Source organism: Streptomyces sp. NBC_00158 (genome assembly GCF_045160885.1).
Classification (GTDB): Bacteria; Actinomycetota; Actinomycetes; order Streptomycetales; family Streptomycetaceae; genus Streptomyces.
In genome coordinates this window covers 5366275-5390975 of record NZ_CP108161.1, presented here as the reverse complement: position 1 = coordinate 5390975, position 24701 = coordinate 5366275, and the positions used below count along the sequence as shown (strand labels likewise).

Genomic DNA, 24701 nt, shown 5'->3' with positions numbered 1-24701 from the left:
GACGGAGTCTGGGGGAGGGTAGGGGACCTCGCCCCGCGCAGCGGCACACAACCCGCACCCGACCCACCGGCCCCGGCCACCCGAACGGCAAAACGGGCCGGGCCCGGTGCCCCCGTGGGGGAACCGGGCCCGGCCCGTGGTGACTGCCGACGGCTACGTCAGTTGTCGTCCTCGTCGATCAGGAAGCCCCGCATGGGAGACGGCGCCTGCATCGGCTGCGGCGCAGCCGGCCGCACCGGAGCCATCGGCTGCGTCATCGCCGGGGACATCTGCTGCTGGCCGCCGTAGGACGGGCCGCCGGCCATCGGGGAGGGGCCGCCCATGGGCGACGGACCGCCCATCGGGGACGGGCCACCCATGCCCATGGCACCGGCCGGAGCCATCGACGGGGACGGCGACGGCGGCAGGGCCGGGCCGGCCGGGGTGCGCGGCGGCGCGAGGGAGTCGTCGGCCTGGGTCTCCAGCTGGCGCAGCTGCGACTCCAGGTAGGACTTCAGACGCGTACGGTACTCGCGCTCGAAGCCCCGCAGGTCCTCGACCTTGCGCTCCAGCGTGGCGCGGGCGGACTCCAGGGAGCCCATCGCGACGCGGTGCTTCTCCTGGGCGTCCCGCTCCAGCGCGTCGGCCTTGGCGCGGGCGTCCCGCTCCAGGCCCTCGGCGCGGCTGCGCGCCTCGCCGACGATCTTGTTGGCCTCGGAGCGGGCCTCCGCGATCGCCTGGTCGGCGGTCTGCTGCGCGAGCGACAGGACGCGGGCGGCGCTGTCGCCGCCGGGGCCCTGCTGCGGGAGCTGCGGCTGCTGCATCTGCTGCATGGGCTGCATCTGCTGGCCCATGGGCTGCATCTGCTGCCCCATCGGCTGCATCTGCTGGCCCATCGGCTGGATCTGCTGGCCGAGCTGGTTCTGGCCGCCCATGGACTGCTGCTGCATCTGCTGCTGCATGGGGGGCTGGCCCATCTGCTGCTGCTGCGGCGCCATCGGGTGCTGGCCACCCATGGACTGCTGCTGCATGGGGCCGCCCATCGGGCCCGGACCCTGCGGTCCGTTCCCGCCGGGGCCCGGCGGGAGCTGCGGCGGGCCCATCTGCGGCTGCTGCTGCTGCTGCTGCGGCGGGCCGGATATGGCCGCCGGCACGGGGGCGCCGGGGCGCTGGTCCTGGGGCTCGGGCTTGCGCATGTTCTGCTGCTGCTGGTTCTGCGCGGCGGCGCGCGTGGCGGCGGCCAGCTTGGCGCGCAGGTCCTCGTTCTCGCGCAGCAGACGGGTCAGCTCGGACTCGACCTCGTCGAGGAAGGCGTCGACCTCGTCCTCGTCATAGCCTTCTCGCAGGCGGACGGTCGTGAACTGCTTGTTCCGCACGTCCTCGGGAGTCAGCGGCATGTCTTCTTCACCTCTACGTAGTCGTCGGCAGTCGGCAGGACCGTATCGGGACTGTCCCCGCGCCTGCGGGGGAGCTCATCGTTCACACGCTTCTCGCAGCGGTGCTCACGAAGCTGATGAGGATGTAAACGATGATCATCAGAACGAAGAAGGACAGGTCGAGTGCCACGCCCCCGAGACGCAACGGCGGGATGAAGCGCCGAAGAAGCTTGAGCGGTGGATCGGTGACAGTGTAGGTGGCCTCCAGAACGACCACCATCGCCTTGCCGGGTGCCCATGAACGTGCGAACTGGAACACGTAGTCCATGACCAGTCGGAAGATCAGCACGATGAGGAAGCACATCAGCGCGATGTAGACCACCTGCAGTGCGACGCCCATCCCGTGCTTCCCTCTCCCCTGCTTCCGCTCTGTTCCCGGTCCCGTTTCTGACGGATCGGTCTAGCTTTGGTTGAAGAACCCGCCCTCCGCGATGCGGGCCTTGTCCTCCGCCGTGACATCGACGTTAGCAGGAGACAGCAGGAACACCTTCTGTGTCACGCGTTCAATACTGCCGTGCAGGCCGAAGACGAGACCGGCGGCGAAGTCGACGAGACGCTTCGCGTCCGTGTCGTCCATCTCCGTCAGATTCATGATCACCGGGGTGCCCTCACGGAAGTGTTCCCCGATGGTACGGGCCTCGTTGTAGGTCCGGGGGTGCAGCGTCGTGATGCGGTACGGCTCCCGCTCGGAGACGACCTTGGGCATGATCACGGGGGCGTTCTTCTCCAGGTTGGTGCGGTCAGGTGTGATGGATGCCACGGGGGCAATTCGCGCGGGACGTCCGTTTTCTGACGGAATTGGGAGGGGTTCGCGCGGAGCCGGCGGCTGTACAGCTCGTACCGGTTCGTCCGTTACGGGCGATTGGTGCACCGGCTGCTGTCTACGATCCCGGTCTCGGGCCCGCTCCGGTTCCGGTTCGGGCTCGAACTCGTCGTCGGGGTCGTACCCCGGGTTGTCGTACCGGTCGTCCTCCACGAGGCCGAGGTAGACCGCCATCTTGCGCATCGCGCCGGCCATTCTCCGAGTCCTCCGCTCTGTGGTGGATCGCCCTGTCGCAGGTGTCGAGTGTCCGTCAGCAAAGTAGCTGTGTCACCAAAGTCACCAACTGCCCGCGATCCACGTGGTCTGTCCGCTCATCTGCGGAAATGACCATATTTTCTGCTGTGGTCCGACTTTCTTCGCGACGTTACCCGAGGCGGGGTCTCGCGCCGAGTACCGCAGTGCCGACGCGTACATGTGTCGCACCCGCCAGCACGGCCTGCTCCAGGTCGGCGCTCATCCCGGCCGACACCATCGTGGCAGCCGGATGGGCCGCGCGCAGGCCGGATGACAATTCCATCATCCGCTCGAAGGCGGCCCGTTCGCGTCCCGCGTAGGGGCCCGCCAGGGGGGCGACGGTCATGAGGCCGTCGATCCGCAGCCCCGGCGCGCCGGCGACGAGGTCCGCCAACTCCGCCATCAGGTCCGGTGCCGCGCCGCCGCGGACCCCCCGCTCGCCCGACTCCGCGTCGAGCGCGATCTGAACGAGGCAGCCGAGCTCGCGCCCCTGCGCCTCCGCCGCCGCCGACAGGGCGGTGACGAGCTTCGGCCGGTCGACCGACTGCACCACGTGCGCGTATCCCGCCACGGAACGGACTTTGTTCGTCTGCAACTGGCCCACGAAGTGCCAGCTCAGCGGCAGATCCGCACAGGCGGCCGCCTTGGGGGCGGCGTCCTGGTCCCGATTTTCCGCAACATGACGGACACCCAGGTCCGCCAGCAGTCGTACGTCGCTCGCCGGGTAGGTCTTGGTGACCACGATGAGGGTCACCTCCTCCCGCCCGCGTCCGGCCGCCGCGCAGGCGGTCGCGATGCGCTCCTCGACCCGCGCGAGGTTCTCCGCGAGCTCGGCCTTACGATCCGTCATTCGTCAGTCCAACCAGACATATCCGGCAAGCCGCCCGGTCACCCGGTCGCGGCGGTACGAGAAGTGGTCCCGCGACTCCAGTGTGCAGACCGGGGAGCGGTGCGCGTGCGCCACCCCCGCCTCCGCCAGCTGGGCGTGCACCCCGGCGACCACGTCGACGGCCGGTGTCCCCCAGCTGGTCTCGGCCCACGCGGCCGGCACCACCTCGGCGACGGCCTCCCGCATCTCGGCCGGCACCTCGTAGCAGCGGCCGCAGACGGCCGGTCCGGTACGGGCGACGATCCGCGCCGGGTCGGCGCCGAGGGCGGTCATCGCCTCGACGGCGGCGGGCACCACCCCCGCGACCAGTCCGGGCCGCCCGGCGTGGGCGGCGCCGGCGACCCCGGCGACGGGGTCGGCCAGCAGGACCGGCGTGCAGTCGGCCGTGAGCACCGCGAGGGCGAGCCCCCGGCGTGCGGTCACCACCGCGTCCACGGAGGGGACGTCGGCGCCGGCGGCCCAGGGGCCGTCGACCACCGCCACGTCCCGGCCGTGCACCTGGTTCATCCAGACCACCAGGTCCGGCTCGATGCCCATGGCCTGGGCCGCGATCGCCCGGTTCGCGCGAACGGCGGCCGCGTCGTCTCCGACCGCGCCGCCGAGATTGAGCTCCTCGTACGGAACGGCGCTCACCCCGCCCCACCGGTCGGTGAAGGCGAAGTGGGCGCCGTTCTCGCTGTGCTGCCCCAGGGTCACTTCAAGAAGTCCGGTACGTCCAGCTCTTCGGCCGGGCTGTCCTGGTAGGGCCGGGCCGTCGGGACCTGCGGCGCGGGGGCCACGGGCTCGACCGGGATCTCCACCGGCGCCGGGGGCTCCTCGCGGGGGGTGACCGTGCCGAGTCCGCCGAAGGCCGGGCGGACCGGCTCGGGCGCGCGGACCGGCGCGGGGGCCGGCTCCTCGCGCTTGGTGGACGCGGCGCCGATGACGTTGTCCCGGCGGGCCGGGGGCTGTCCCCCGTCGAAGCCGGCCGCGATGACGGTGACCCGGACCTCGTCGCCGAGCGCGTCGTCGATGACGGCGCCGAAGATGATGTTCGCTTCCGGGTGCGCGGCCTCGCTCACCAGCTGCGCGGCCTCGTTGATCTCGAAGAGACCGAGGTCCGAGCCACCGGAGATGGAGAGCAGCACGCCGCGGGCGCCGTCGATGGACGCCTCCAGCAGCGGCGAGGAGATGGCCATCTCGGCGGCGGCCACCGCGCGGTCGTCGCCGCGGGCCGAGCCGATGCCCATCAGGGCCGAGCCGGCCTCGGACATCACGGACTTGACGTCGGCGAAGTCGAGGTTGATCAGGCCGGGGGTGGTGATGAGGTCGGTGATGCCCTGGACGCCGGAGAGCAGGACCTGGTCGGCCGACTTGAAGGCGTCGAGCACGCTGACCTGGCGGTCCGAGATGGACAGCAGCCGGTCGTTGGGGATGACGATGAGGGTGTCGACCTCTTCGCGGAGCTCGGCGATGCCGTCCTCCGCCTGGTTCGCGCGGCGCCGGCCCTCGAAGGTGAACGGGCGGGTGACCACACCGATCGTCAGGGCGCCGAGCGAGCGCGCGATGTTGGCGACGACGGGTGCGCCGCCGGTGCCGGTGCCGCCGCCCTCGCCGGCGGTGACGAAGACCATGTCGGCCCCCTTGAGGACCTCCTCGATCTCCTCGCGGTGGTCCTCTGCCGCCTTGCGGCCGACGGCCGGGTTGGCTCCGGCGCCGAGGCCCCGGGTGAGTTCACGGCCGACGTCGAGCTTGACGTCGGCGTCGCTCATCAACAGCGCCTGGGCGTCGGTGTTGATGGCGATGAACTCGACGCCCTTGAGACCGACCTCGATCATTCGGTTGATGGCATTGACACCACCGCCGCCGACACCGATGACCTTGATGACTGCGAGGTAGTTCTGCGGTGCTGCCACGTCGAAGGCCTCTCGCCTCGAGTTACGTGTCGCCGCCTCGCGGGCCTGCGTAGCGACGACTGATGCCGAAAAGTGGGACGGTCCGTACGCGCCGACCCGAACCCTCACCCTTAAGTTTAGGGTTAGGGGTGTGTCATGTTGCTGGATCCCCATGGACTTCCGAACAGGACACTAAGTCGACAAGTAGCGCGTGTTCAACGAACACGCCGAACCTCCCGTTTTTCTTTTCACCCTATGTGATCACCCGTATCGGTGGCCAACCAGGGTGCGTCGGCGTTCGACTCGACGTCAACTCCCGGACACCGCAGGTGCCGTGGGGACGCTCACGTCGAAGTGGTCAGCCTTGGGCGAGGCCTTCAGCAGGGCCGCAAGAGCCCGGGCTTTGGCCTCACCCAGTTCGCCGCTCCCCCAGACGACCGTGCGGCCCCGGGTGAGTTGCAGTACTACCGAATCGTACGACCGCACCGTGACCTGCAGCGTCTCCTTGGAGACGGCCTCGGGGAGGCTCCCGGCGATGGCGACGGCCTCGCGCAGGAGCCGCTCGGCGTCGAAGCGGCGGGCGCTCGGGGAGCCCTCCGCCGCCAGTTCGAGGACCGGAACGTGCGCGGGTGCTTGCCGAACCGTGTCGAATCGCACACCGGAAGCGTCCACTTCGACGAACTGTCCGTCCTTCTTGATGAGCAGGACCGGTTTGCGTTCCGTCACCTTCAGGGCGATTCCGTGCGGCCAGGACCGCACCACGTCGACCGAATCGATGCGGGGCAGCCTGCCCCGCACCCGGGCCGCGATCTCGTCGGTGTCGACGCTCACGAGGGGTGCGCCGACGGGCACGGCCGCGGCTCCGAGGACCTGCTCGGGGGTGAGCACCTCGGTGCCGGAGGCCGTGACCGTCTCGACGCGGAGCCAGGAGGAGCCGTACAGCGCCCAGGTGACGCCCGCCGCGAGGAGCACGGCGGCGGCGAGGGTGGCCAGCACGCGGACCCGGCGCGGCAGTGCGCGGCCGGGCCTGCGCGGGCCGGATCTCGCGGGCGGTTTCGACGACTTGGGACGCTTGGGGGCTTTGGGTGCTTTGGCTGCGTCCGCACCCTTGCCGCCCTTGCCGCCCCGGCCGGAAGGGCCGCGCTGTGCCGTCGTCGCTCCGGCCACTCCTGTGCCTCCTGGGTCTGCGGTTACTTGCGTGCAGCCGCAATCGCCTCGTAGACCAGACCGACGAGCAGGTCGTCGGCGTCCCGGCGGCCGAACTCGGAGGCGGCGCGGGACATCTCGTACAGGCGGTGCGGATCGGACAGCACCGGGAGGACCTGGCCGAGCACCCAGTCGGGCGTCAGTTCCGCGTCGTCCACGAGCAGGCCGCCGCCGGCCTTGACCACCGGCTGGGCGTTGAGCCGCTGTTCGCCGTTGCCGATGGGCAGCGGTACGTACACGGCCGGCAGTCCGACGGCGGAGAGTTCGGCGACGGTCATCGCACCCGCGCGACACAGCATCATGTCGGCGGCGGCGTACGCGAGATCCATCCGGTCCACGTACGGTACCGGCACATACGGTGGCATCCCGGGCATGTTGTCGACACGCGGCAGTTCGTTCTTCGGGCCGACCGCGTGCAGGATCTGGATCCCGGAGCGCTGGAGGGTCGGCGCGGCCTGCTGGATCACCTCGTTGAGGCGGCGGGCGCCCTGGGAGCCGCCGGAGACCAGCAGCGTCGGCAGGTTGGGGTCCAGGCCGAAGGCGGCGCGCGCTTCGGGGCGGACGGCGGCCCGGTCGAGGGTGGAGATCGAGCGGCGCAGCGGGATGCCCACGTAGCGGGCCCCGCGCAACTTGCTGTCGGGGGTGGAGACGGCGACGGCGTGGGCGTAGCGGGAGCCGATCTTGTTGGCCAGTCCGGGGCGGGCGTTGGCCTCGTGGACGATGATCGGGACCCCGAGGCGCTTGGCGGCCAGGTAGCCGGGGAGGGCCACGTAGCCGCCGAAGCCGACGACCACGTCGGCCTTGGTGCGTACGAGGATCTCCTCGGCGGCCTTGATGGTGCCGCGCAGCCGCCCGGGGACGGTGATCAGCTCCGGGGTGGGCTTGCGGGGCAGCGGCACGGCGGGGATCAGGCCCAGCTCGTAGCCGCGCTCCGGTACCAGGCGGGTCTCAAGGCCCCGTTCCGTGCCGAGGGCGGTGATGCCCACGGTCGGGTCCTGCCTGCGCAGTGCGTCCGCGAGGGCCAGCGCCGGCTCGATGTGGCCGGCGGTCCCCCCACCGGCGAGTACGACATGCACCGAAATTCACCGCTCTCCGGACGGACGCCTCTTGACGCGCCGTCTCATCGACTTCCATATGGGCCCGCTCCGCTTCCAGCCGGCTCTCGGCTGTCGCATCGCGAGCGCCGCCCGCGCCGCCGGTTCCTCCCGCGCGAACGCGATGAGCAGTCCGACCGCGAACATGGTCGGCAGCAGGGCCGACCCCCCGTAGGAGAACAGCGGGAGGGGGACCCCGGCGATCGGCAGCAGGCCGAGCACCGCACCGATGTTGATCACGGCCTGGGCCGTGATCCAGGTGGTCACGCCTCCCGCGGCATACCGTACGAAGGAGTCCTCCGTGCGTCCGGCCACGCGGATACCCGCATAGCCTAGAGCCGCGAACAGGGCGAGCACCGACAGCGTCCCGGCCAGGCCCAGTTCCTCACCTGTGATGGCAAAGATGAAGTCGGTGTGGGCTTCCGGCAGTTGGCCCCATTTTTCCACACTCGCCCCGAGACCGGAACCGAACCATCCGCCCGATGCGAGGGCGTAGATCCCGTGTACGGCTTGCCAGCAGAGGTCGTTCTTGCCCGGTTCCGTCGCCCCGAGGCAGGCGAGCCGGTCCATGCGGTGCGGGCTGGTCTTGATGAGCAGTGCGACGATCACACCCGCGAAGGCGAGCACGCCCACGAACAGCCTGGTCGGCGCCCCGGCCAGCCACAACAGGCCGAAGAGGACGGCCCCGAGGATCATCGCGGTGCCCATGTCCCCGCCGAGCATGATGAGTCCGAGCAGCAGGAAGGCCACCGGGACGAGCGGCACCAGCAGGTGCTTCCACTGGGTCAGCAGGCCCTTGTCGCCCTTGCGGGCCAGCAGGTCGGCGCCCCACAGGATGAGCGCGAGCTTGCCGAACTCGCTGGGCTGGAGCATGAACGGGCCGCCCAGGGAGATCCAGTTCTGGTTGCCGTTGATCGAGACCCCTATCCCGGGGACCTGGACCAGGACCATCAGGAACAGGGTGCCGGCGAGCACCGGATAGGACAGCGCCCGGTGCAGTTTGACCGGCATCCGGGAGGCGGCGAAGAGCAGGACGCCGCCGATCAGGGCGGCCAGGAACTGCTTCTTGAAGAAGTAGGCGTCGCCCAGGCCCAGCTGGAGCGCCTTGATCATGGAGGCCGAGTAGACCATCACCAGCCCGAGCACGGTGATGAGCAGCGAGCTGCCGAAGATCAGGTAGTACGCCGTGAGCGGGCGGTCCCAGGCCTTGCTCAACTGCCGCTGCGTGCGCCGCAGCCCGGACAGCGGCCCGCGCCCGGCGGGCCGTCTGGCACCGCCCCCCGGGCGTTTGCGGCCCTGCGCCTTGACGGCGGCGGGCCGCCGCCCCGGCAGCATCTGCTTGGCCGGCATCTGTGTTCTTCCCCTCCACTCGTACGAGGCGAGCGGCCGGCCGGAGGGAACCTGTACCGGCGCCCCGGCCTAGGCCGTGTCCGCGGCACTCCCGGAGGCCAGTTCGCGCACCGCGTCGGCGAACGCGTCCCCACGCTTGTTGTAGTTCGCGAACATGTCCATCGACGCACACGCGGGCGCCAGCAGGACCGTGTCCCCGGGCTCCGCGAGCCGGGCCGCTTCCCGGACCGCTGCGAGCATCGCCCCAGTGTCGGTCCGTTCGAGGTCGGTCACCGGGACCTCGGGCGCGTGTCGCGCCAGCGCCTCGGCGATCAGCGCCCGGTCGGCGCCCATCAGCACGACGCCGCGCAGCCGCTTCGCGGACTTCTGGACGAGCTCGTCGAAGGTCGCGCCCTTGGCGAGGCCCCCGGCGATCCAGACGACCGGTTCGAAGGCCGCGAGGGAGGCCTCCGCGGCGTGGGTGTTGGTGGCCTTGGAGTCGTCGACGTACCGGACCCCGTGGACCTCGTCCACGAACGCGACGCGGTGCGCGTCGGGACGGAAGTCGCGCAGCCCGTCGCGGACCGCGCGCGGCTCGACGCCGAAGGCGCGGGCGAGGGCGGCGGCGGCGAGGGCGTTGGCGATGTTGTGCGGGGCGGGCGGGTTGACGTCGTCGACGTGCGCCAGTTCCTGGGCGTTCTTCTGCCGGTTCTCCACGAACGCCCGGTCGACGAGGATCCCGTCGACCACGCCGAGCATGGACGGGCCGGGGGCGCCGAGGGTGAAGCCGATGGCCCGGCAGCCCTCCTCGACGTCGGCCTCCTCGACCAGGTGCTCGGTGGCCGGGTCGGCGACGTTGTAGACGCAGGCGATGGTGTTGCCCTCGTAGATGCGGCCCTTGTCGGCGGCGTACGCCTCCATGGAGCCGTGCCAGTCAAGGTGGTCCGGGGCCAGGTTGAGCACGGCCGCGGAGTGGGCGCGCACCGAGGGGGCCCAGTGCAGCTGGTAGCTGGAGAGCTCGACGGCGAGCACGTCGTACTGCTCGTCGCCGGTCACCACGTCGATGATGGGGGTGCCGATGTTGCCGACGGCGGCGGTCTTCAGACCGGCCGCCCGCAGGATCGAGGCCAGCATCTGGGTGGTGGTGGTCTTGCCGTTGGTGCCCGTGATGGCGAGCCAGGGGGCCGCGTCCTCGCCGCGCAGCTGCCAGGCGATCTCGACGTCGCCGACGACGTCCACACCGGCCTCGGCGGCCTCCAGGAAGAGCGGGCTGTCGGGCTTCCAGCCCGGGGAGGTCACGACCAGCTCGGTGCCCTCGGGGAGGGTCTCGGCGTCGCCGAGGCGTACGGAGACGCCCTCCGCCTCCGCCTCCAGCTCCGCGGCCCGGGCCCGGTGGCCCTCGCTGTCGCCGCCGTCGACGACCGTCACGACGGCGCCGAGGCCGGCCAGGGCGCGGGCGGCGCTGATGCCGCTCACGCCGAGGCCGGCGACGGTGATGTTCCTGTCCTGCCAGGAGGTCACTTGTCTGCTGCCCATCCCGCGTAGAAGAGACCGAGACCGACGATCACGCACATGCCCTGGATGATCCAGAAGCGGACCACGACAAGGACTTCGGACCAGCCCTTGAGTTCGAAGTGGTGCTGGAGAGGAGCCATCCGGAAGACGCGCTTCCCGGTCAGCTTGAAGGAGCCGACCTGGATGACGACCGACATCGTGATGAGCACGAAGAGGCCGCCGAGGAGGGCCATCAGGAACTCCGTGCGGGAGCAGATGGCCAGACCCGCGAGGGCACCGCCCAGCGCGAGCGAACCGGTGTCGCCCATGAAGATCTTGGCGGGCGAGGTGTTCCACCACAGGAAGCCGAAGCAGGCGCCCATGAGGGCGGAGGCGACGACCGCGAGGTCCAGCGGGTCGCGCACCTCGAAGCAGGCGTTCGGGTTGGTGAGGTCGGCCGCGTTGGCGCAGGACTCCTGGAACTGCCAGACGCCGATGAAGGTGTAGGCGCCGAAGACCATCACGGCGGCACCGGTCGCCAGACCGTCCAGACCGTCGGTGAGGTTCACGCCGTTGGACATGGCCAGGATCATGAACAGCGCCCAGACCACGAACAGCACCGGGCCGATCGACCAGCCGAAGTCCGTGACGAACGACAGCTTGTCGGAGGCCGGGGTCAGCCCGCGCGAGTCCTTGAACTGGAGCGCGAGCACCGCGAAGGCGATGCCGACGATCAGCTGGCCGGCCATCTTGGCCTTGGCCCGCAGACCGAGCGAACGCCGCTTGACGATCTTGATGTAGTCGTCGAGATAGCCGACCAGGCCCATTCCCGCCATCAGGAACAGGACCAGCAGGCCCGAGAAGGACGGCGACTCGCCGGTGATGACCTTCGTCAGGGCGTACGCGATGAGCGTGGCCAGGATGAAGGAGATACCGCCCATGGTGGGCGTGCCCTTCTTCCCGGCGTGGCCGCGGGGGCCGTCGTCGCGGATGAACTGGCCGTAGCCCTTGCGGGCCAGCAGCTTGATCAGCAGCGGCGTGCCGATCACGGTCAGGAACATGCCGATGACACCGGCGAACAGGATCTGCCTCATCGGTCGGCGACCCCGCCCTCGCGCTCCAGCAACGCCAGCGCGACCCGCTCCAGGCCGATCGACCTGGAAGCCTTCACCAGCACGACGTCCCCCGGGCGCAGTTCACTGCGCAACAGGTCGACCGCCGCCTGCGCGTCGGACACGAGCACCGACTCCTCACCCCACGAACCCTCGTTATATGCGCCCAGTTGCAGCCAGGACGCTTCCCTGCCCCCGACTGCCACGAGCCTGCTCACGTTGAGCCGGACGGCAAGCCGCCCCACCGCGTCGTGCTCGGCCAGCGATTCGTCGCCGAGCTCGGCCATGGGGCCGAGCACCGCCCACGTACGTCCCCCGTCCGCCTTGCCGGCCTCCCCCATCGCGACGAGTGCGCGCAGGGCGGCCCGCATGGACTCCGGGTTCGCGTTGTAGGCGTCGTTGACGATCGTCACGCCGTCCTCGCGCTCGGTGACCTCCATCCGCCACCGGGACAGCGTGCCCGCTCCGGAGAGCGCTGTGGCGATCTCCTCGACCGGCATGCCCAGGACATGGGCGACGGCGGCCGCGGCGAGCGCGTTCGACACGTGGTGCTCACCGTACAGCCGCAAGGTCACATCACTGCACCCGGTCGGTGTGTGGAGTGTGAAGGAGGGCTGTCCCGCGGGCGTCATCCGGACCTCGGTGGCGCGCACGTCGGCGTCCTCGGCCTCGCCGAAGAGGACCGTACGGGCCTTCGTGCGGGCGGACATGGCGCGCACGAGCAGGTCGTCGGCGTTGAGTACGGCGACGCCGCCCTCGGCCTCGGACGGCAGGGCCTCGACCAGCTCCCCCTTGGCCTGGGCGATGGCCTCGCGGCCGCCGAACTCGCCGATGTGGGCGGTGCCGACGTTCAGGACGAGGCCGATGCGCGGCGGGGTCAGGCCGGTCAGGTAGGCGATGTGGCCGATGCCGCGGGCGCCCATCTCCAGGACCAGGTGGCGGGTCTCCGCGGTGGCCTTCAGGGCGGTGAGCGGCAGGCCGATCTCGTTGTTGAGGGAGCCGGGCGTCCACACCGTGGGCGCGTGGTGCTGGAGCACCTGGGCGATGAGGTCCTTGGTGGAGGTCTTGCCGGCGGAGCCGGTCAGGGCCACCACGTCGGTGCCGAGACGTTCGACGACGGTGCGGGCGAGGGCGCCGAGCGCCTTCTCCACGTCGGGCACCACGATCGCCGGTACGCCGACGGGCCGGGCGGCGAGGACGGCGGCGGCGCCGGCGGCGACGGCGCGCTCGGCGTAGTCGTGGCCGTCGACGTGCTCGCCCTCGAAGGCGGCGAACAGGCTGCCGGGCTCCACCTGGCGGGAGTCGATGACGACGGGTCCGTCCACCCGCACCGACGGATCCGGTATGTCGTGGGGCCGCCCGCCGGTGATGTCGGCGATCTCGGCGAGGGAAAGGGCGATCACTGGTCCACCTCGGCCTGTCGGACGCTGAGCTGCTGGTTCTCGATGGCCGCGCGGAGCACGGCGCGGTCGTCGAAGGGGCGTACGACGCCGGCGGTGTCCTGGCCCTGCTCGTGGCCCTTGCCCGCGACGAGGACGGTGTCGCCGGCCTCGGCGCGCGCGACGGCGGCGGCGATGGCCGCGGCCCGGTCGGCGTCGACGAGGACGGTGCCGCGCTCCTCGGCGGGCACGGAGACGGCGCCCTCGAACATCGCGGCGAGGATCCTCAGGGGGTCCTCGGAGCGCGGGTTGTCGGAGGTCAGGACGGCGGTGTCGGCGTACCGGGCCGCCGCGGCGCCCATCGGGGAGCGCTTGGTGGTGTCGCGGTCGCCGCCGCAGCCGAGGACGATGTGCAGCTTGCCGGTGGTGACCTCGCGCAGGGCGCGCAGCACCGACTCGACGGCGTCCGTCTTGTGGGCGTAGTCGACGACGGCCAGGTACGGCTGTCCCGCGTCGACCCGCTCCAGGCGGCCGGGGACCCCGGGGACCGCGGCGACGCCGTCGGCGGCGGTCTGCGGGTCGAGTCCGGCGGCGGCGAGCGTGACGATCGCGGCGACGGTGTTGGCGACGTTGAACGGGCCGGGCAGCGGGGCCTTGGCCCGTACGCGCTGTCCCTCGGGCCCGACCAGGGTCAGGGTGGAGTCCATGTGGCCGCTGACCACGTCCTCGGCGCGCCAGTCGGCGGCCGGGTCGCCGGCGGCGGAGAAGGTGACGACCGGGATCGGCGCCTCCTTGGCGAGGCGGCGGCCGTACTCGTCGTCGAAGTTGACCACGCCGATCCGGGCCCGGCGCTCCGTGAAGAGCTGCGCCTTGGCCTGGAAGTAGTCCTCCATGCCGGTGTGGAACTCCATGTGTTCCGGGCTCAGGTTGTTGAAGACGGCGACGTCGAAGACGCAGCCGTCGACCCGGCCCAGCACCAGGGCGTGGCTGGAGACCTCCATGGCCACGGCCTCGACGCCGCGTTCGCGCATGACGGCGAACAGGGCCTGGAGGTCGGTGGCCTCGGGGGTGGTCCGCTCGGACTTGATGCGCTCGTCGCCGATGCGCATCTCGACGGTGCCGACGAGTCCGGTGGTGCGGCCCGCCGCGCGCAGTCCGCCTTCGACGAGGTACGCGGTGGTGGTCTTGCCGGAGGTGCCGGTGATGCCGAGCTGGAGCAGGGCCTCGCCGGGCCGGCCGTAGATCTCGGCGGCGAGCTCGCCCATCCGGCCGCGCGGGTCGGCGACGGCCAGGACCGGCAGGCCGGTCGCCTCCGCGCGCTTCATCCCGGCGATGTCGGTCAGCACGGCGGCGGCGCCGTTCGCGAGCGCCTGGGCCGCGAAGTCCGCGCCGTGCGTCTTGGCGCCCGGCAGGGCCGCGTACAGGTCGCCGGGGCGCACGGCACGGGAGTCGTGCGTGATGCCGGTGATCGACGGGCCGGCCGGGTCGCCCGGTGCTTCGAGGTCGACCAGGTGGGCGAGCTCGCGCAGCGGGACCGATCGCACGGACATGGGCCGGGGCGCTCCCGGCGGCGCTGCCGGGGCGTCTTTCTGGGCGGTTCTGGGCTGATCAGCGTGGGGCACGGCGGTGAGCGTACCGGGCGCGGCGGGCCGCTCGCGAAGCGAGGGCCCCGCTTCGGCGCCGGCGGCCGTCTGGTTCCCCGGTTCCGGGGTGATCGTTGTCACTGGTCGTGCCTCGCGCTCTGGTGGCTGGACGGTCGGTTCACGGTCCGGGCTGGGGACCGGTGGGGGCGCTGCTCGGGGCGGCGGGCGGCGGGGCCGCCTCGTAGGTCACGGGGAGGCCGGCGGGGGCCGTTCCGGTGGGCGCGACCTGGAGGGTCTTCAGGGCGAACTCCATGACCGTCTTGTAGATCGGGCCGCAGATCTGGCCGCCGAAGTAGCTGCCCTTGGTGGGGTTCTGGATGGCGCAGTAGACGGTGATGCGGGGGTTGTCGGCGGGGGCGAAGCCGGCGAAGGAGGCGGTGTAGCCCTTGTACCGGCCGGTGGCCGGATCCACCCGGTTGGAGGTGCCGGTCTTCCCGCCGACCCGGTAGCCGGGGATCTTCGCCTTGGTGCCGGTGCCCTCCTGGTCGTCGACCACGGATTCGAGCATCTCGGCGAGGGTCTTGGCGGTCTCGGCGCTGATCACCTTGGTCTGTTCGGGGGCCGGGGCCGGGGTGAAGCGGCCGTCGGGGCCCTTGGTGCCGCGCACCAGGGTCGGGGTGATGCGGACGCCGCCGTTGGCGATGGTGGAGTACACGGAGGCGGCCTGCATGGCGTTGAGGGACAGGCCCTGGCCGAAGGGGATCGTGTACTGCTGGGACGTGGACCAGGCCTCGGGCTTGGCGAGGATCCCGCGGGATTCGCCGGGGTAGTTCAGGCCGGTGGGGCGTCCGATGCCGAACTTGTCCAGGTAGGAGTAGAGGACCCTGTTGGCCTCGGACTGGGTGGCGCCGAGCTGGCCGGTGGCCAGGATGGTGCCGATGTTGGAGGACTTGGCGAGGACCCCGTTGAGGGTGAGGTACCAGGTCGGGTGGTCGATGTCGTCCTTGAAGAGCCGGTCGCCGCGGTGGAGCCGGTTGGGGACCTCGACGTGGGTGTCGGGGCGGGCCTTCTTCTCCTCCAGGACGGCGGCCATCGACATCACCTTGGCGGTGGAGCCGGGCTCGTACACGTCCTGGAGCGCGGCGTTGCCCATCGCGGCGGAGCGGGCCCGGGTGAGGTCGTTGGGGTCGAAGCCGGGGGCGTTGGCCATGGCCAGCACCTCGCCGGTGCGGGTGTCCTGGACGATGACGTAGCCGCGGTCGGCGCCGGACTTCTCGACCTGTTCGGCGATGGCGCTCTGCGCGGCCCACTGGATGTCGCGGTCGATGGTCAGCTCGATGTCGTCGCCGGGTACGGCGGGCTTCTCGCTGGATCCCGCGGTGGGGACGCGGCGGCCGCCGGACTGGGCGTAGGTCAGTTCGCCGTCCTTGCCGGCGAGCTTCTTGTCGAGGGCGGACTCCAGGCCGCCGCCGCCCTTGCCGTCGGCGTTGACGTAACCCAGTATCCCGGCGGCGAGGTCACCGCCCGGGTACACGCGCTTGCTGCTGACCTCGTTGAAGACGCCGGCGATGACGTTGGCTCCGGGGCCGTTCTTCTTCTTGTCGGCGGCCGCCTTGTCGGCGAAGAGCTTCTTGAGGTCCTTGATCTGGTTCCAGACCTGGGGGGTCTGGCGGCGGGCCAGGATCACGTAGCGGCTGTTCTTGGTCTGGAGGCGCTTGGCGAGCTCTCCGGCGTCCGCTCCGAGGATGGGCGCGAGGAGGGCCGCGGCCTGCTGGGGGGCGTCGGGGGCCTTGCTCTCCTGCGGGGTGAACATCTTCGGGTCGGCGGTGATGTCGTACGCGTCGACGCTGGTGGCCAGGGCCACGCCCTTGCGGTCGGTGATCTCCCCGCGCTCGGCGGCCAGGGTGTGGCTGGCGAAGCGGTTCTCGCTGGCCTTGGCGGAGTACGCGGAGGCGTCGACGGCCTGTACCTGGAGGAGCCGTACGACGAAGGCGAGCATGACCAGGGTCAGCCCGACGCCGACCAGCCGCAGCCGGGGCTTCGGGTTCCCGAGCCGGATGGTGTGCGGCTGCCCCGGCCGCCCGTTCCCCCTGGCCCGCGGCACCGCCGCCTTGGGGCTCACCGCGCCCCCCTCACCCTGGCCGGGCGGGAACCGGGAACGCCGTGCCCGAGCGGGCCCATCGCCCGGGCCGCGCGGGAACCGAGGACGGCCCTTGCCCTGACCCGGCGGGAACCGGGGACGGCGAGGCCGAGCGGGCCCGCCACACACCCCGCGACCCCTGCCCTGACCGGGCGAGAACCGGAAGCGGCGTGGCCCAGCAGGCCCGTCACGCGTTCCGCGATCCCCTGCCCCACCGGGAACCCGTCGCGTGCCCCGCCGGGCCGGACGGGGCCGGAGCCGCCGACGCGCGCGGCGCGGGTCCGGGCGGAGCCGAACGCAGCCCCGCGGGCGCACGCGGCACGGGCCCGGGCGGAGCCCGACCAACCAGCCCCGCCGGCATCCGCGGCACAGGCCCGGGCGGAGCCCGACCAACCAGCCCCGCCGGCATCCGCGGCACGGGCCCGGGCGGAGCCCGGGCGACCAGCCCCGCCGGCGATTGAGGCGCGGGGCCGGGCGGCGCCCGGGGAACGGTGGAAGGGCGGGGCGGGGAGTTGCCCCGCAGGGGTCCGCGTCACGACGTCACCTGCCTGGCGTAGGGGTGGGCTGCGGGGTACCGCTGGGAGCCGGGGTCTGGGCCGGGGTCTGGCCGGGGGCGGCGGCCGGGGGCTGGGCCGGGGCGGCGGCCGGGGGCTGGGCCGGGGCGGCGGCCGGGGCCGAGGGGGCGGGCGAGGCCGGGGCGGGACCCTGCGGAACCGGCGGAGCCACCGGCGGGGCCTCCGCCGGCACCGGCGTGCCCGCCGTCCTGCCGTCGGGGCCCAGGAAGACGGGGCTGCCCCCCGCCACCAGCCCCAGCTCGCGCGCCCGCCGCTGGAGCGCGTCCGGCGCCGAGTAGGAGTCCACGTCCCGCTGGAGCGCCTGCTGCTCGTCCGTCAGAGCGGTGGTCTCCTTCTTCAGCCGGCTCAGCTGGAAGGAGCCCTCGTTCAGCGCCGAGTTCAGCAGCAGCAGGCTGATCAGCCCGCCCGCGAGCAGCGCCACCACCAGCAGGACGAACGGCATCCGCGCCGCCCCGCCGCCGCCCTGCGGCCTCGGCCGGGCGGCGCCGCCCGCCCGGGCCTTGGTCACAGCCGCGCCTCGCGGATGCGCTCGACGCCCCGGAACCGGGCCGGGGCGGCCCGCCGGTTCTCGGCGATCTCCTCCTCGGTCGGCAGCTCGGCGCCGCGCGTCAGCAGCTTCAGCTTCGGCTGGTACTTCTCCGGGACGACCGGCAGCCCCGGCGGGGCCGTGGAGGTGGCGCCGGCGGCGAAGACCTGCTTCACGAGCCGGTCCTCCAGGGAGTGGTACGAGAGCACCGCGATCCGGCCGCCGACCGCGATCCGGTCGACCGCCGCCGGGATGGCCCGCTCCAGCCCGGAGAGCTCTCCGTTGACCTCGATGCGCAGGGCCTGGAAGGTCCGCTTGGCGGGGTTGCCGCCGGTGCGCTTGGCCGCCTGCGGCAGGGCGTCGCGGATCAGCTCCACCAGGCGCGAGCTGTTGGAGAAGGGCTCCTTCTCCCGCTCCCGCACGATCGCCGACACGATCCGCTTGGCCTGCTTCTCCTCGCCGTACTGGCGCAGGATCCGCACCAGCTCGCCGGGGGCGTAGGTGTTGAGGACCTCGGCGGCGCTGATGCCGGTCGTCTGGTCCATGCGCATGTCCAGCGGCGCGTCCTGGGCGTACGCGAACCCGCGGTCGGCCTCGTCGAGCTGCATGGAGGAGACGCCGAGGTCGAAGAGGACGCCCTGGACGGACGGGAGCCCCAGGCTGTCGAGGACCTCGGCGAGGTCGGCGTAGATCGCGTGGACGAGGGTGGCCCGGTCGCCGAAGGGCGCGAGCCGCTCCCCGGAGAGCCGCAGGGCCTCCTTGTCGCGGTCGAGGCCGATCAGTCGCGCCTCGGGGAACCGGGTCAGCAGGGCCTCGCTGTGGCCGCCGAGGCCGAGGGTGCAGTCGACGACGACGGCCCCCGGCCTCTCCAGCGCCGGGGCCAACAGGTCCAGGCACCGCTGGAGCATCACCGGGACATGTCGGGACTCGCTAGTCAAAGCGCCCTCTCAGATAACGGCGCGGCAGGCATACGCCGCGCCGCGCACGCGGAGTGTTACCAGGGGGCCGGGCGGCCGGTGAGGGCCGGGCTCCGGCCGGTTCGCGTCACTTTAGTGCAACGGTCGCCGCGGTCAACGAACCGCCCCGCGCCCGGTGCGCCCTTCCCCCGGGCAAAGCCCAAAAGCCGCGAATCACCCGAACAGCGGCCCCCGTCTCACTCCTGTGGGTTAGCTCACAACAAGGCTCGTTGACCTTCTTTGTCCACCCTCACTCAATGCCTCTCCGGGCTGTGACCACTAACGTCATAACCATGACGACTTCCGCATCCCTGCCCGCCAGCCCCACGCCCCAGGCATCGAGCGGCGCCTCCGTCACCGACCGCCTGGTCGCGGCGAACGAGCGCTACGCCGCCAAGTTCACCGACCCCGGCATGGACGCCCGCCCCGTCCTGCACGTGGCCGTCGTGGCCTGCATGGACGCCCGCCTCGACCTGCACAAGGCCCTCGGCCTGGAACTCGGCGACTGCCACACCATCCGCAACGCCGGCGGCGTGGTCACCGACGACACCATCCGCTCGCTCACCATCAGCCAGCGCGCCCTCGGCACCCGCTCGGTCATACTCATCCACCACACCGGCTGCGGCCTCGAAAGCCTGACCGAGGACTTCCGGCACGAGCTGGAGGACGAGGTCGGCCAGCGCCCCGCCTGGGCCGTGGAGGCCTTCCGCGACGTCGACCAGGACGTCCGCCAGTCCATGCAGCGGGTCCGGACGAACCCCTTCCTGCTCCACAAGGACGATGTGCGAGGCTTCGTCTTCGACGTGCACACCGGGCTCCTGCGGGAGATCGATCCGGCCACCTGAGTGACAGACCCGGCGGACGCCGTCAAGAATGCGGGGAGACGTCACCCGGAACCCCTCCGGGACGGTGTCCGTGTTTCGGGGTGGGCCGGTTCATGCGCCAAGGGCGCCGGCCCGTAGAAAGGGCCGAGGAGAACCAGGTGACCACGTACGACGACCGAGCGAGCCTCGCTGATCTGACCAGCACGGCCGAGAGGGTCCGCCGGTCGGTCGAGAGCGTGATCGAGGGCAAGCCCGAGGTCGTACGGATCGCGCTGACCGTGCTGCTCGCCGAGGGACACCTCCTCATCGAGGACGTCCCCGGCGTCGGCAAGACGATGCTGGCGAAGACCCTCGCCAAGTCCATCGACTGCTCGGTCCAGCGCATCCAGTTCACGCCCGACCTGCTGCCGTCCGACATCACCGGCGTCAGCATCTACGACCAGCAGCGCCGCGAGTTCGAGTTCAAGCCCGGCGCGATCTTCGCGCAGATCGTCATCGGCGACGAGATCAACCGCGCCTCCCCCAAGACCCAGTCGGCGCTGCTGGAGTCGATGGAGGAGCGCCAGGTCACCATCGACGGCACCACCTACGCCCTGCCCAGCCCCTTCATGGTCGTCGCCACCCAGAACCCGGTCGAGATGGAGGGCACCTACCCCCTCCCCGAGGCCCAGCGCGACCGCTTCATGGCCCGCGTCTCCGTCGGCTACCCCAGCCCCGAGGCCGAGCTCCAGATGCTCGACGTGCACGGCGGGCCCTCCCCGCTCGACGACCTCACCGCCGTCGCGCACGCCCACGACGTGGTCAAGCTGATCGAAGCCGTCCGCGAGGTGTACGTCGCCGCACCCGTACGCCGCTACGTGGTCGACCTGGTCTCCGCGACCCGCAGCCACCCGGAACTGCGCCTGGGCGCCTCGCCCCGCGCCACCCTGCACCTGCTGCGCGCCGTCAAGGCCTCCGCCGCCCTGTCCGGCCGCGACTACGTCCTGCCCGACGACGTCCAGCAGCTGGCCGCCCCCGTCCTCGCGCACCGGCTGCTGCCCACCGCCCAGGCCCAGCTGAACCGGCGCACCGCCGAACAGGTCGTCCACGACATCCTCCAGCGCACCCCCGTCCCCGCCGCCCACCACCGCGGCGAGATGCCGCCCGGCGCGGCCGCCCGGAGCTTCTGATGGCGGCCGGTGCCCCGCACGGCGCCGGCGGGCAGGTCAGGGACCCCGGCGGGCTGCGCGCCTCGCTGGCCGGGCTGACCACCCGGGGCCGCTCGTTCCTGGCCGCCGGGGCCGCCGCCGCCGTCTGCGCGTACGTACTGGGCCAGGGCCAGCTGCTGCGGGTCGGACTGCTGCTCGTCGTCCTGCCCCTGATCTGCGTCATCGCCCTCCACCGCACCCGCCACCGGGTCACCGCCGTCCGGCGCCTGACCCCGCCCCGGGTGCCCGCCGGCGGGGAGGCCCGGGTACAGCTGCGGCTGGAGAACGTCTCCCGCGTCCCCACCGGACTGCTGATGCTCCAGGACCGGGTGCCCTACGTGCTCGGCCCGCGGCCCCGCTTCGTACTGGACCGCGTCGAATCCGGCGGCCGCCGCGAGGTGTCGTACCGGGTCCGCTCCGACCTGCGCGGCCGCTACCCCCTCGGCCCCCTCCAGCTGCGCCTGACCGACCCCTTCGGTCTGGTCGAGCTGACCCGCTCCTTCACCGCCTACGACACCCTCACCGTCGTCCCGCGCACCCAGCCCCTGCCCGCCGTCCGGATGACCGGCGAGGCCGGCGGCTACGGCGACGGCAGCCGCCGCTCGCTCGCCCTGTCCGGCGAGGACGACGTCATCCCGCGCACCTACCGGCGCGGCGACGACCTGCGCCGGGTGCACTGGCGCTCCACCGCCCGCTACGGCGAACTGATGGTGCGCCGCGAGGAACAGCCCCAGCGCACCAGGGCCACCGTCCTGCTGGACACCCGCGGCCTGGCCTACGAGGGCGCGGGCCCCGACTCCGCCTTCGAATGGGCCGTGTCCGCCGCCGCCTCCACCCTGCTGCACGTCCTGGAGCAGGGCTTCTCGGTACGGCTGCTGACCGACACCGGCGACTCGGTGCCCGGCGAGGGCGGCGGCTTCTCCTCCGGCGGGACCGAGACCGCCGAGGCGGCCGGACTGATGATGGACACCCTCGCGGTCGTCGGCCACTCCGACGGCAGCGGGCTCGGCCGCGCCTACGACGCCGTCCGCGGCGGCGGGACGAACCCGGCCGCCTCCGCCGGCGACGGCCTGCTCATCGCCTTCTTCGGCGACCTCGACGACGAACAGACCGAACTGGCGGCCCGGATGCGGCAGCGCAGCGCGGCCGCGGTGGCGTTCGTACTGGACTCCGCGACCTGGACCGCGACCCCCTCGCGGGCGGAGGAGCGACTGCGCAGGCTGCGCGACGCGGGCTGGACGGCACTGGCCGTCCCGCCCGGCGCCGCCTTCGCCGAACTGTGGCGGCAGGCCGGGAACGCTCCCCTCGGCCCGGAGACCCTGGGAGGACGGGGATGAGCGGGCGCACGCGGGTGACGCTCTTCGGAATGCTGGCGACGCTGCTGACCTCCTGGTCGCTGGCTCCGCTGGTGGAGTCCTCCGGCTGGCTGCTCCAGGCCGCCGCGCTGCTCGGCGTACAGGCCGCGGTCGGCGCGGGCGGGCGGCGGGTGCCGCTGGCCCGGTCGCTGACCGTGGCGGCACAGCTGCTGGTGTCGCTGCTGCTGCTCGCGTTCCTCTTCGCGGGGAAGGCCGAGTCCACCGGGAGCGGGCCGCTGTCCTTCCTGGTCACCGATTTCGGGGCGCTGTTCCAGCAGGGCGTGCGGGACGTGGGCGAGTTCGCCATACCGGCCCCGCTGACCGACGGCATCCGGCTGCTGCTGCTGGCCGGGGTGCTGCTGATCGGGCTGCTGGTGGACGTGCTCGCGGTGACGCTGCGGACCGCCGCGGCGGCCGGGCTGCCGCTGCTGGCGCTGTACTCGGTGGCCGCCGGGCTCTCCACCGGCCAGGGCGGCTCCTGGTTCGCCTTCCTGCTGGCCGGCGCGGGCTACCTGATGCTGCTGCTGTCGGAGGGCCGCGACCGGCTGGCCCAGTGGGGCCGGGTCTTCGGCGGAGCCCCGAGCAGCCGGGTGTCGGCCGCCTCCGGGTACGGGGGCGGCGCCGGCGGCGGCCGGGCCGTGGCGCCCGTGCGCTTCGGACGCCGGATCGGCGTGGTCGCCCTGGGCGTGGCCGTGGCGGTGCCCGCCGTGCTGCCCTCGCTCGGCGGCGGGCTGCTCGGCAACCCGGGCGACGAGACGGCCGCGTCGGGCCGCGGCGGCGGCACCATCTCGGCGGTGAACCCGCTGGTCTCGCTGCAGAGCAGCCTGAACGCGCAGGACAACCGGGTGGTGCTGAAGTACCGCACGGACAGCCCCCAGCTCGGCGAGCAGTACCTGCGGATCCTGGCGCTGGACGAGTTCAACGGCGTCAAGTGGGAGGCCTCCGGGCGTCCGCTGACGGACGTGCCCGAGCGGCTGCCGAACCCGACCGGGCTCGGCGACCGGGTGCGCGAGGGCGCCACCGAGGTGCGGACCTCCGTCTCGGCGGCGGAGACGTACGCCCAGCGCTACCTGCCGATGCCGTACCCGGCCACGCAGATCGACATCGCCGGCAAGTGGCGGTACGAGCCGGCCGGCCGGACCCTGGTCGGCGACCAGCTGGGCAAGGACCGCTTCCAGAACGTGCAGGGCGCGCAGTACACCGTACGGAGCCTGCTGCTGCGGCCCACGGCCGCGCAGCTCCAGGCCGCGCCGGCCCCGAACCCGCTGGTGCGGGACGAGTACACGAAGCTCCCGGACAACCTGCCGCCGGTGGTGGCGGAGACGGCGCGGAAGGTCACCCAGGGCGCGCAGGACGACTACACGCGGGCCGTGCGGCTCCAGGACTTCTTCGCGGTGAACGGCGGCTTCCGCTACGACACCAAGGTGTCCTCGGGGACCGGCTCGCAGGCCATCGCCCGCTTCCTGGCGGACAAGGAGGGCTTCTGCGTCCACTTCGCCTTCTCGATGGCGGCCATGTCCCGCTCCCTGGGCATCCCGGCACGGGTCGCGGTCGGTTTCACCCCGGGCGAGAAGCAGGCCGACGGCAGCGTGAACGTCTCGATGCGCGACGCCCACGCCTGGCCCGAGCTGTACTTCGAGGGCGTGGGCTGGACCCGCTTCGAGCCGACGCCCCGCTCGGGCATCTCGCTGCCCGAATACAGCCGCACCGAGGCCCCGGCCCCGCAGCCGTCCGCGCCGTCCGCACTGCCCTCGCAGTCGGCTTCGGCCCCGGCGCCCATGCCCTCGCAGGCCGAGGCGTGCCCGCCGGAGCTGAAGAAGCTCGGCGAGTGCGGGGTGCCGGCCGCCCAGCAGAACACCGGCGGCGGCGCCGGCGGCTTCCCGCTGGGCGCGGTCCTCGGCTGGACCGGCGGGGTGCTGGTCCTCGTCGCGCTCCTGCTGCTGCCGCTGCTGTGGCGCCGCCGGGTCCGCGAGCGGCGGCTGTCCTCCCCGGACGTGCTGGCCGCCTGGCGGGAGCTCGGCGACAGTGCCTGGGACGTGGGCATCCCGCCCGACGAGGCGCTCTCGCCGCGGCGGGCGGCGGGCCGGATCGTGGTCCTGGGCAAGCTGGACGGTGAGCCCGCGCAGGCGGTCCACCGGGTCGCGGGCGCGGTGGAGCGGGCGCTGTACGCCCCGCCCGGCACGGACCTCTCGTACCCGGAGCTGGCGGCCGACGTCCGGGCGGCGGGGGCGGCCCTGCTGGCCGCCGCGGACCGCTGGTCCCGGGCGCGCGCCCTGTTCCTGCCCCGCTCGGGGGCGCGCGTCACCGCCGCGCTCTCGCTCCGCGTCGCCGCCGGCTCGGCCCGCCTGTCGTCCCTGACGGCCCGCCTCCCCCTCCGGGGCCGCGGCTGACCTGGCCGGCCGACGGTGCCGACCGCTGCGCGGGGCAGTCCCCTACCCGCCCTTCACACGTTCTCGCCTCAAACGCCGGCGGGGCTGGAAAATCCAGCCCCGCCGGCGTTTGAGGCGCGGGCGCGGTAGCGCCGTGTATTGAGCCGCGCCCGGCGATTGAGGGCGAGAACGGTTGAAGGGCGGGTAGGGGACCAGCCCCGCGCAGCGGCAACCCACCCGCGGACGGCCCACCGGCACCGGAGCGACCGGCACCGGAGCGACCGGCACCGGAGCGACCGGCACCAGCCAAAGGAAAACGCCGGTGCGGCATGGGCTC

General features: G+C 72.5%; 20 protein-coding genes. 4 read left to right on the top strand and 16 right to left on the bottom strand.

The annotated features are described in order from the left end of the window. Positions 1-158: 158 nt before the first annotated feature. The 16 genes from OG553_RS24790 to rsmH form a co-directional block, all read right to left on the bottom strand. A complete protein-coding gene (locus OG553_RS24790; protein WP_405981091.1) occupies positions 159-1376 on the bottom strand; it encodes a DivIVA domain-containing protein in 1218 nt (405 codons plus the stop codon). A gap of 82 nt (positions 1377-1458) precedes the next feature. Next, the gene (locus OG553_RS24785; RefSeq protein ID WP_007263603.1) at positions 1459-1755 is read right to left on the bottom strand and encodes a YggT family protein; all 297 of its coding nucleotides are present in this window, start codon (positions 1753-1755) and stop codon (positions 1459-1461) included. Between the two features lie 60 nt (positions 1756-1815). Further along, a complete protein-coding gene (locus tag OG553_RS24780) occupies positions 1816-2433 on the bottom strand; it encodes a cell division protein SepF (protein ID WP_266577714.1) in 618 nt (205 codons plus the stop codon). 169 nt (positions 2434-2602) lie between these two features. Continuing rightward, entirely contained in the window at positions 2603-3322 is a 720-nt protein-coding gene (locus OG553_RS24775; RefSeq protein ID WP_405981090.1) for a YggS family pyridoxal phosphate-dependent enzyme, read from the bottom strand. A gap of 3 nt (positions 3323-3325) precedes the next feature. Beyond that, positions 3326-4057, bottom strand: coding sequence for a peptidoglycan editing factor PgeF (gene pgeF, locus OG553_RS24770; protein WP_405981089.1), 732 nt, complete (start codon positions 4055-4057; stop codon positions 3326-3328). Next, positions 4054-5256 (bottom strand): cell division protein FtsZ, encoded by a 1203-nt coding sequence (gene ftsZ / locus OG553_RS24765; RefSeq protein ID WP_388935446.1) that lies wholly within the window; start codon positions 5254-5256, stop codon positions 4054-4056. Before ftsZ ends, pgeF begins: the two co-directional genes overlap by 4 nt. 288 nt (positions 5257-5544) lie before the next feature. Continuing rightward, on the bottom strand, positions 5545-6402 hold the full coding sequence (locus tag OG553_RS24760; protein WP_405981088.1) for a cell division protein FtsQ/DivIB: 858 nt from the start codon (positions 6400-6402) through the stop codon (positions 5545-5547). Positions 6403-6425: 23 nt separating this feature from the next. Continuing rightward, positions 6426-7517: an undecaprenyldiphospho-muramoylpentapeptide beta-N-acetylglucosaminyltransferase gene (murG, locus tag OG553_RS24755; protein WP_405981087.1), complete on the bottom strand. Its 1092-nt coding sequence runs from the start codon at positions 7515-7517 to the stop codon at positions 6426-6428. Between the two features lie 6 nt (positions 7518-7523). Next, positions 7524-8885 carry a putative lipid II flippase FtsW gene (ftsW, locus tag OG553_RS24750; RefSeq protein ID WP_405981086.1) on the bottom strand — a complete coding sequence of 454 codons (1362 nt, stop codon included), beginning with the start codon at positions 8883-8885 and terminating at the stop codon, positions 7524-7526. 69 nt (positions 8886-8954) lie between these two features. After that, entirely contained in the window at positions 8955-10400 is a 1446-nt protein-coding gene (gene murD, locus OG553_RS24745; RefSeq protein ID WP_405981085.1) for a UDP-N-acetylmuramoyl-L-alanine--D-glutamate ligase, read from the bottom strand. After that, entirely contained in the window at positions 10382-11452 is a 1071-nt protein-coding gene (gene mraY, locus OG553_RS24740; RefSeq protein WP_405981084.1) for a phospho-N-acetylmuramoyl-pentapeptide-transferase, read from the bottom strand. The genes murD and mraY overlap by 19 nt, the downstream gene beginning before the upstream one ends. After that, entirely contained in the window at positions 11449-12873 is a 1425-nt protein-coding gene (gene murF / locus OG553_RS24735) for a UDP-N-acetylmuramoyl-tripeptide--D-alanyl-D-alanine ligase (protein ID WP_405981083.1), read from the bottom strand. Before murF ends, mraY begins: the two co-directional genes overlap by 4 nt. Further along, positions 12870-14573, bottom strand: coding sequence for a UDP-N-acetylmuramoyl-L-alanyl-D-glutamate--2,6-diaminopimelate ligase (locus OG553_RS24730; RefSeq protein ID WP_405981082.1), 1704 nt, complete (start codon positions 14571-14573; stop codon positions 12870-12872). Before OG553_RS24730 ends, murF begins: the two co-directional genes overlap by 4 nt. A gap of 37 nt (positions 14574-14610) precedes the next feature. Next, on the bottom strand, positions 14611-16701 hold the full coding sequence (locus OG553_RS24725; RefSeq protein WP_405981081.1) for a peptidoglycan D,D-transpeptidase FtsI family protein: 2091 nt from the start codon (positions 16699-16701) through the stop codon (positions 14611-14613). Positions 16702-17112: 411 nt separating this feature from the next. Next, positions 17113-17655, bottom strand: coding sequence for a hypothetical protein (locus OG553_RS24720; RefSeq protein WP_405981080.1), 543 nt, complete (start codon positions 17653-17655; stop codon positions 17113-17115). Continuing rightward, positions 17652-18581 (bottom strand): 16S rRNA (cytosine(1402)-N(4))-methyltransferase RsmH, encoded by a 930-nt coding sequence (rsmH, locus tag OG553_RS24715; RefSeq protein WP_405983125.1) that lies wholly within the window; start codon positions 18579-18581, stop codon positions 17652-17654. The genes OG553_RS24720 and rsmH overlap by 4 nt, the downstream gene beginning before the upstream one ends. A gap of 305 nt (positions 18582-18886) precedes the next feature. Between rsmH and OG553_RS24710 the strand changes: the two genes are divergently transcribed. The 4 genes from OG553_RS24710 (at position 18887) to OG553_RS24695 (ending at position 24385) form a co-directional block, all read left to right on the top strand. Then, positions 18887-19474: a beta-class carbonic anhydrase gene (locus tag OG553_RS24710; protein ID WP_405981079.1), complete on the top strand. Its 588-nt coding sequence runs from the start codon at positions 18887-18889 to the stop codon at positions 19472-19474. Between the two features lie 137 nt (positions 19475-19611). After that, positions 19612-20622, top strand: coding sequence for an AAA family ATPase (locus OG553_RS24705; RefSeq protein WP_405981078.1), 1011 nt, complete (start codon positions 19612-19614; stop codon positions 20620-20622). Then, positions 20622-21977 carry a DUF58 domain-containing protein gene (locus OG553_RS24700; RefSeq protein ID WP_405981077.1) on the top strand — a complete coding sequence of 452 codons (1356 nt, stop codon included), beginning with the start codon at positions 20622-20624 and terminating at the stop codon, positions 21975-21977. Before OG553_RS24705 ends, OG553_RS24700 begins: the two co-directional genes overlap by 1 nt. Continuing rightward, the gene (locus OG553_RS24695; RefSeq protein WP_405981076.1) at positions 21974-24385 is read left to right on the top strand and encodes a transglutaminaseTgpA domain-containing protein; all 2412 of its coding nucleotides are present in this window, start codon (positions 21974-21976) and stop codon (positions 24383-24385) included. Before OG553_RS24700 ends, OG553_RS24695 begins: the two co-directional genes overlap by 4 nt. Positions 24386-24701: the final 316 nt, after the last annotated feature.

What these genes read in the sequence shown, in the direction of transcription:
- murD (WP_405981085.1), bottom strand. Translation starts at nt 10,400, where the DNA reads ATGGGCAGCAGACAAGTGACCTCCTGGCAGGACAGGAACATCACCGTC.
- ftsW (WP_405981086.1), bottom strand. Translation starts at nt 8,885, where the DNA reads ATGCCGGCCAAGCAGATGCTGCCGGGGCGGCGGCCCGCCGCCGTCAAG.
- OG553_RS24700 (WP_405981077.1), top strand. Translation starts at nt 20,622, where the DNA reads ATGGCGGCCGGTGCCCCGCACGGCGCCGGCGGGCAGGTCAGGGACCCC.
- OG553_RS24695 (WP_405981076.1), top strand. Translation starts at nt 21,974, where the DNA reads ATGAGCGGGCGCACGCGGGTGACGCTCTTCGGAATGCTGGCGACGCTG.
- OG553_RS24780 (WP_266577714.1), bottom strand. Translation starts at nt 2,433, where the DNA reads ATGGCCGGCGCGATGCGCAAGATGGCGGTCTACCTCGGCCTCGTGGAG.
- mraY (WP_405981084.1), bottom strand. Translation starts at nt 11,452, where the DNA reads ATGAGGCAGATCCTGTTCGCCGGTGTCATCGGCATGTTCCTGACCGTG.
- OG553_RS24775 (WP_405981090.1), bottom strand. Translation starts at nt 3,322, where the DNA reads ATGACGGATCGTAAGGCCGAGCTCGCGGAGAACCTCGCGCGGGTCGAG.
- OG553_RS24785 (WP_007263603.1), bottom strand. Translation starts at nt 1,755, where the DNA reads ATGGGCGTCGCACTGCAGGTGGTCTACATCGCGCTGATGTGCTTCCTC.
- OG553_RS24710 (WP_405981079.1), top strand. Translation starts at nt 18,887, where the DNA reads ATGCCTCTCCGGGCTGTGACCACTAACGTCATAACCATGACGACTTCC.
- rsmH (WP_405983125.1), bottom strand. Translation starts at nt 18,581, where the DNA reads ATGCTCCAGCGGTGCCTGGACCTGTTGGCCCCGGCGCTGGAGAGGCCG.
- OG553_RS24790 (WP_405981091.1), bottom strand. Translation starts at nt 1,376, where the DNA reads ATGCCGCTGACTCCCGAGGACGTGCGGAACAAGCAGTTCACGACCGTC.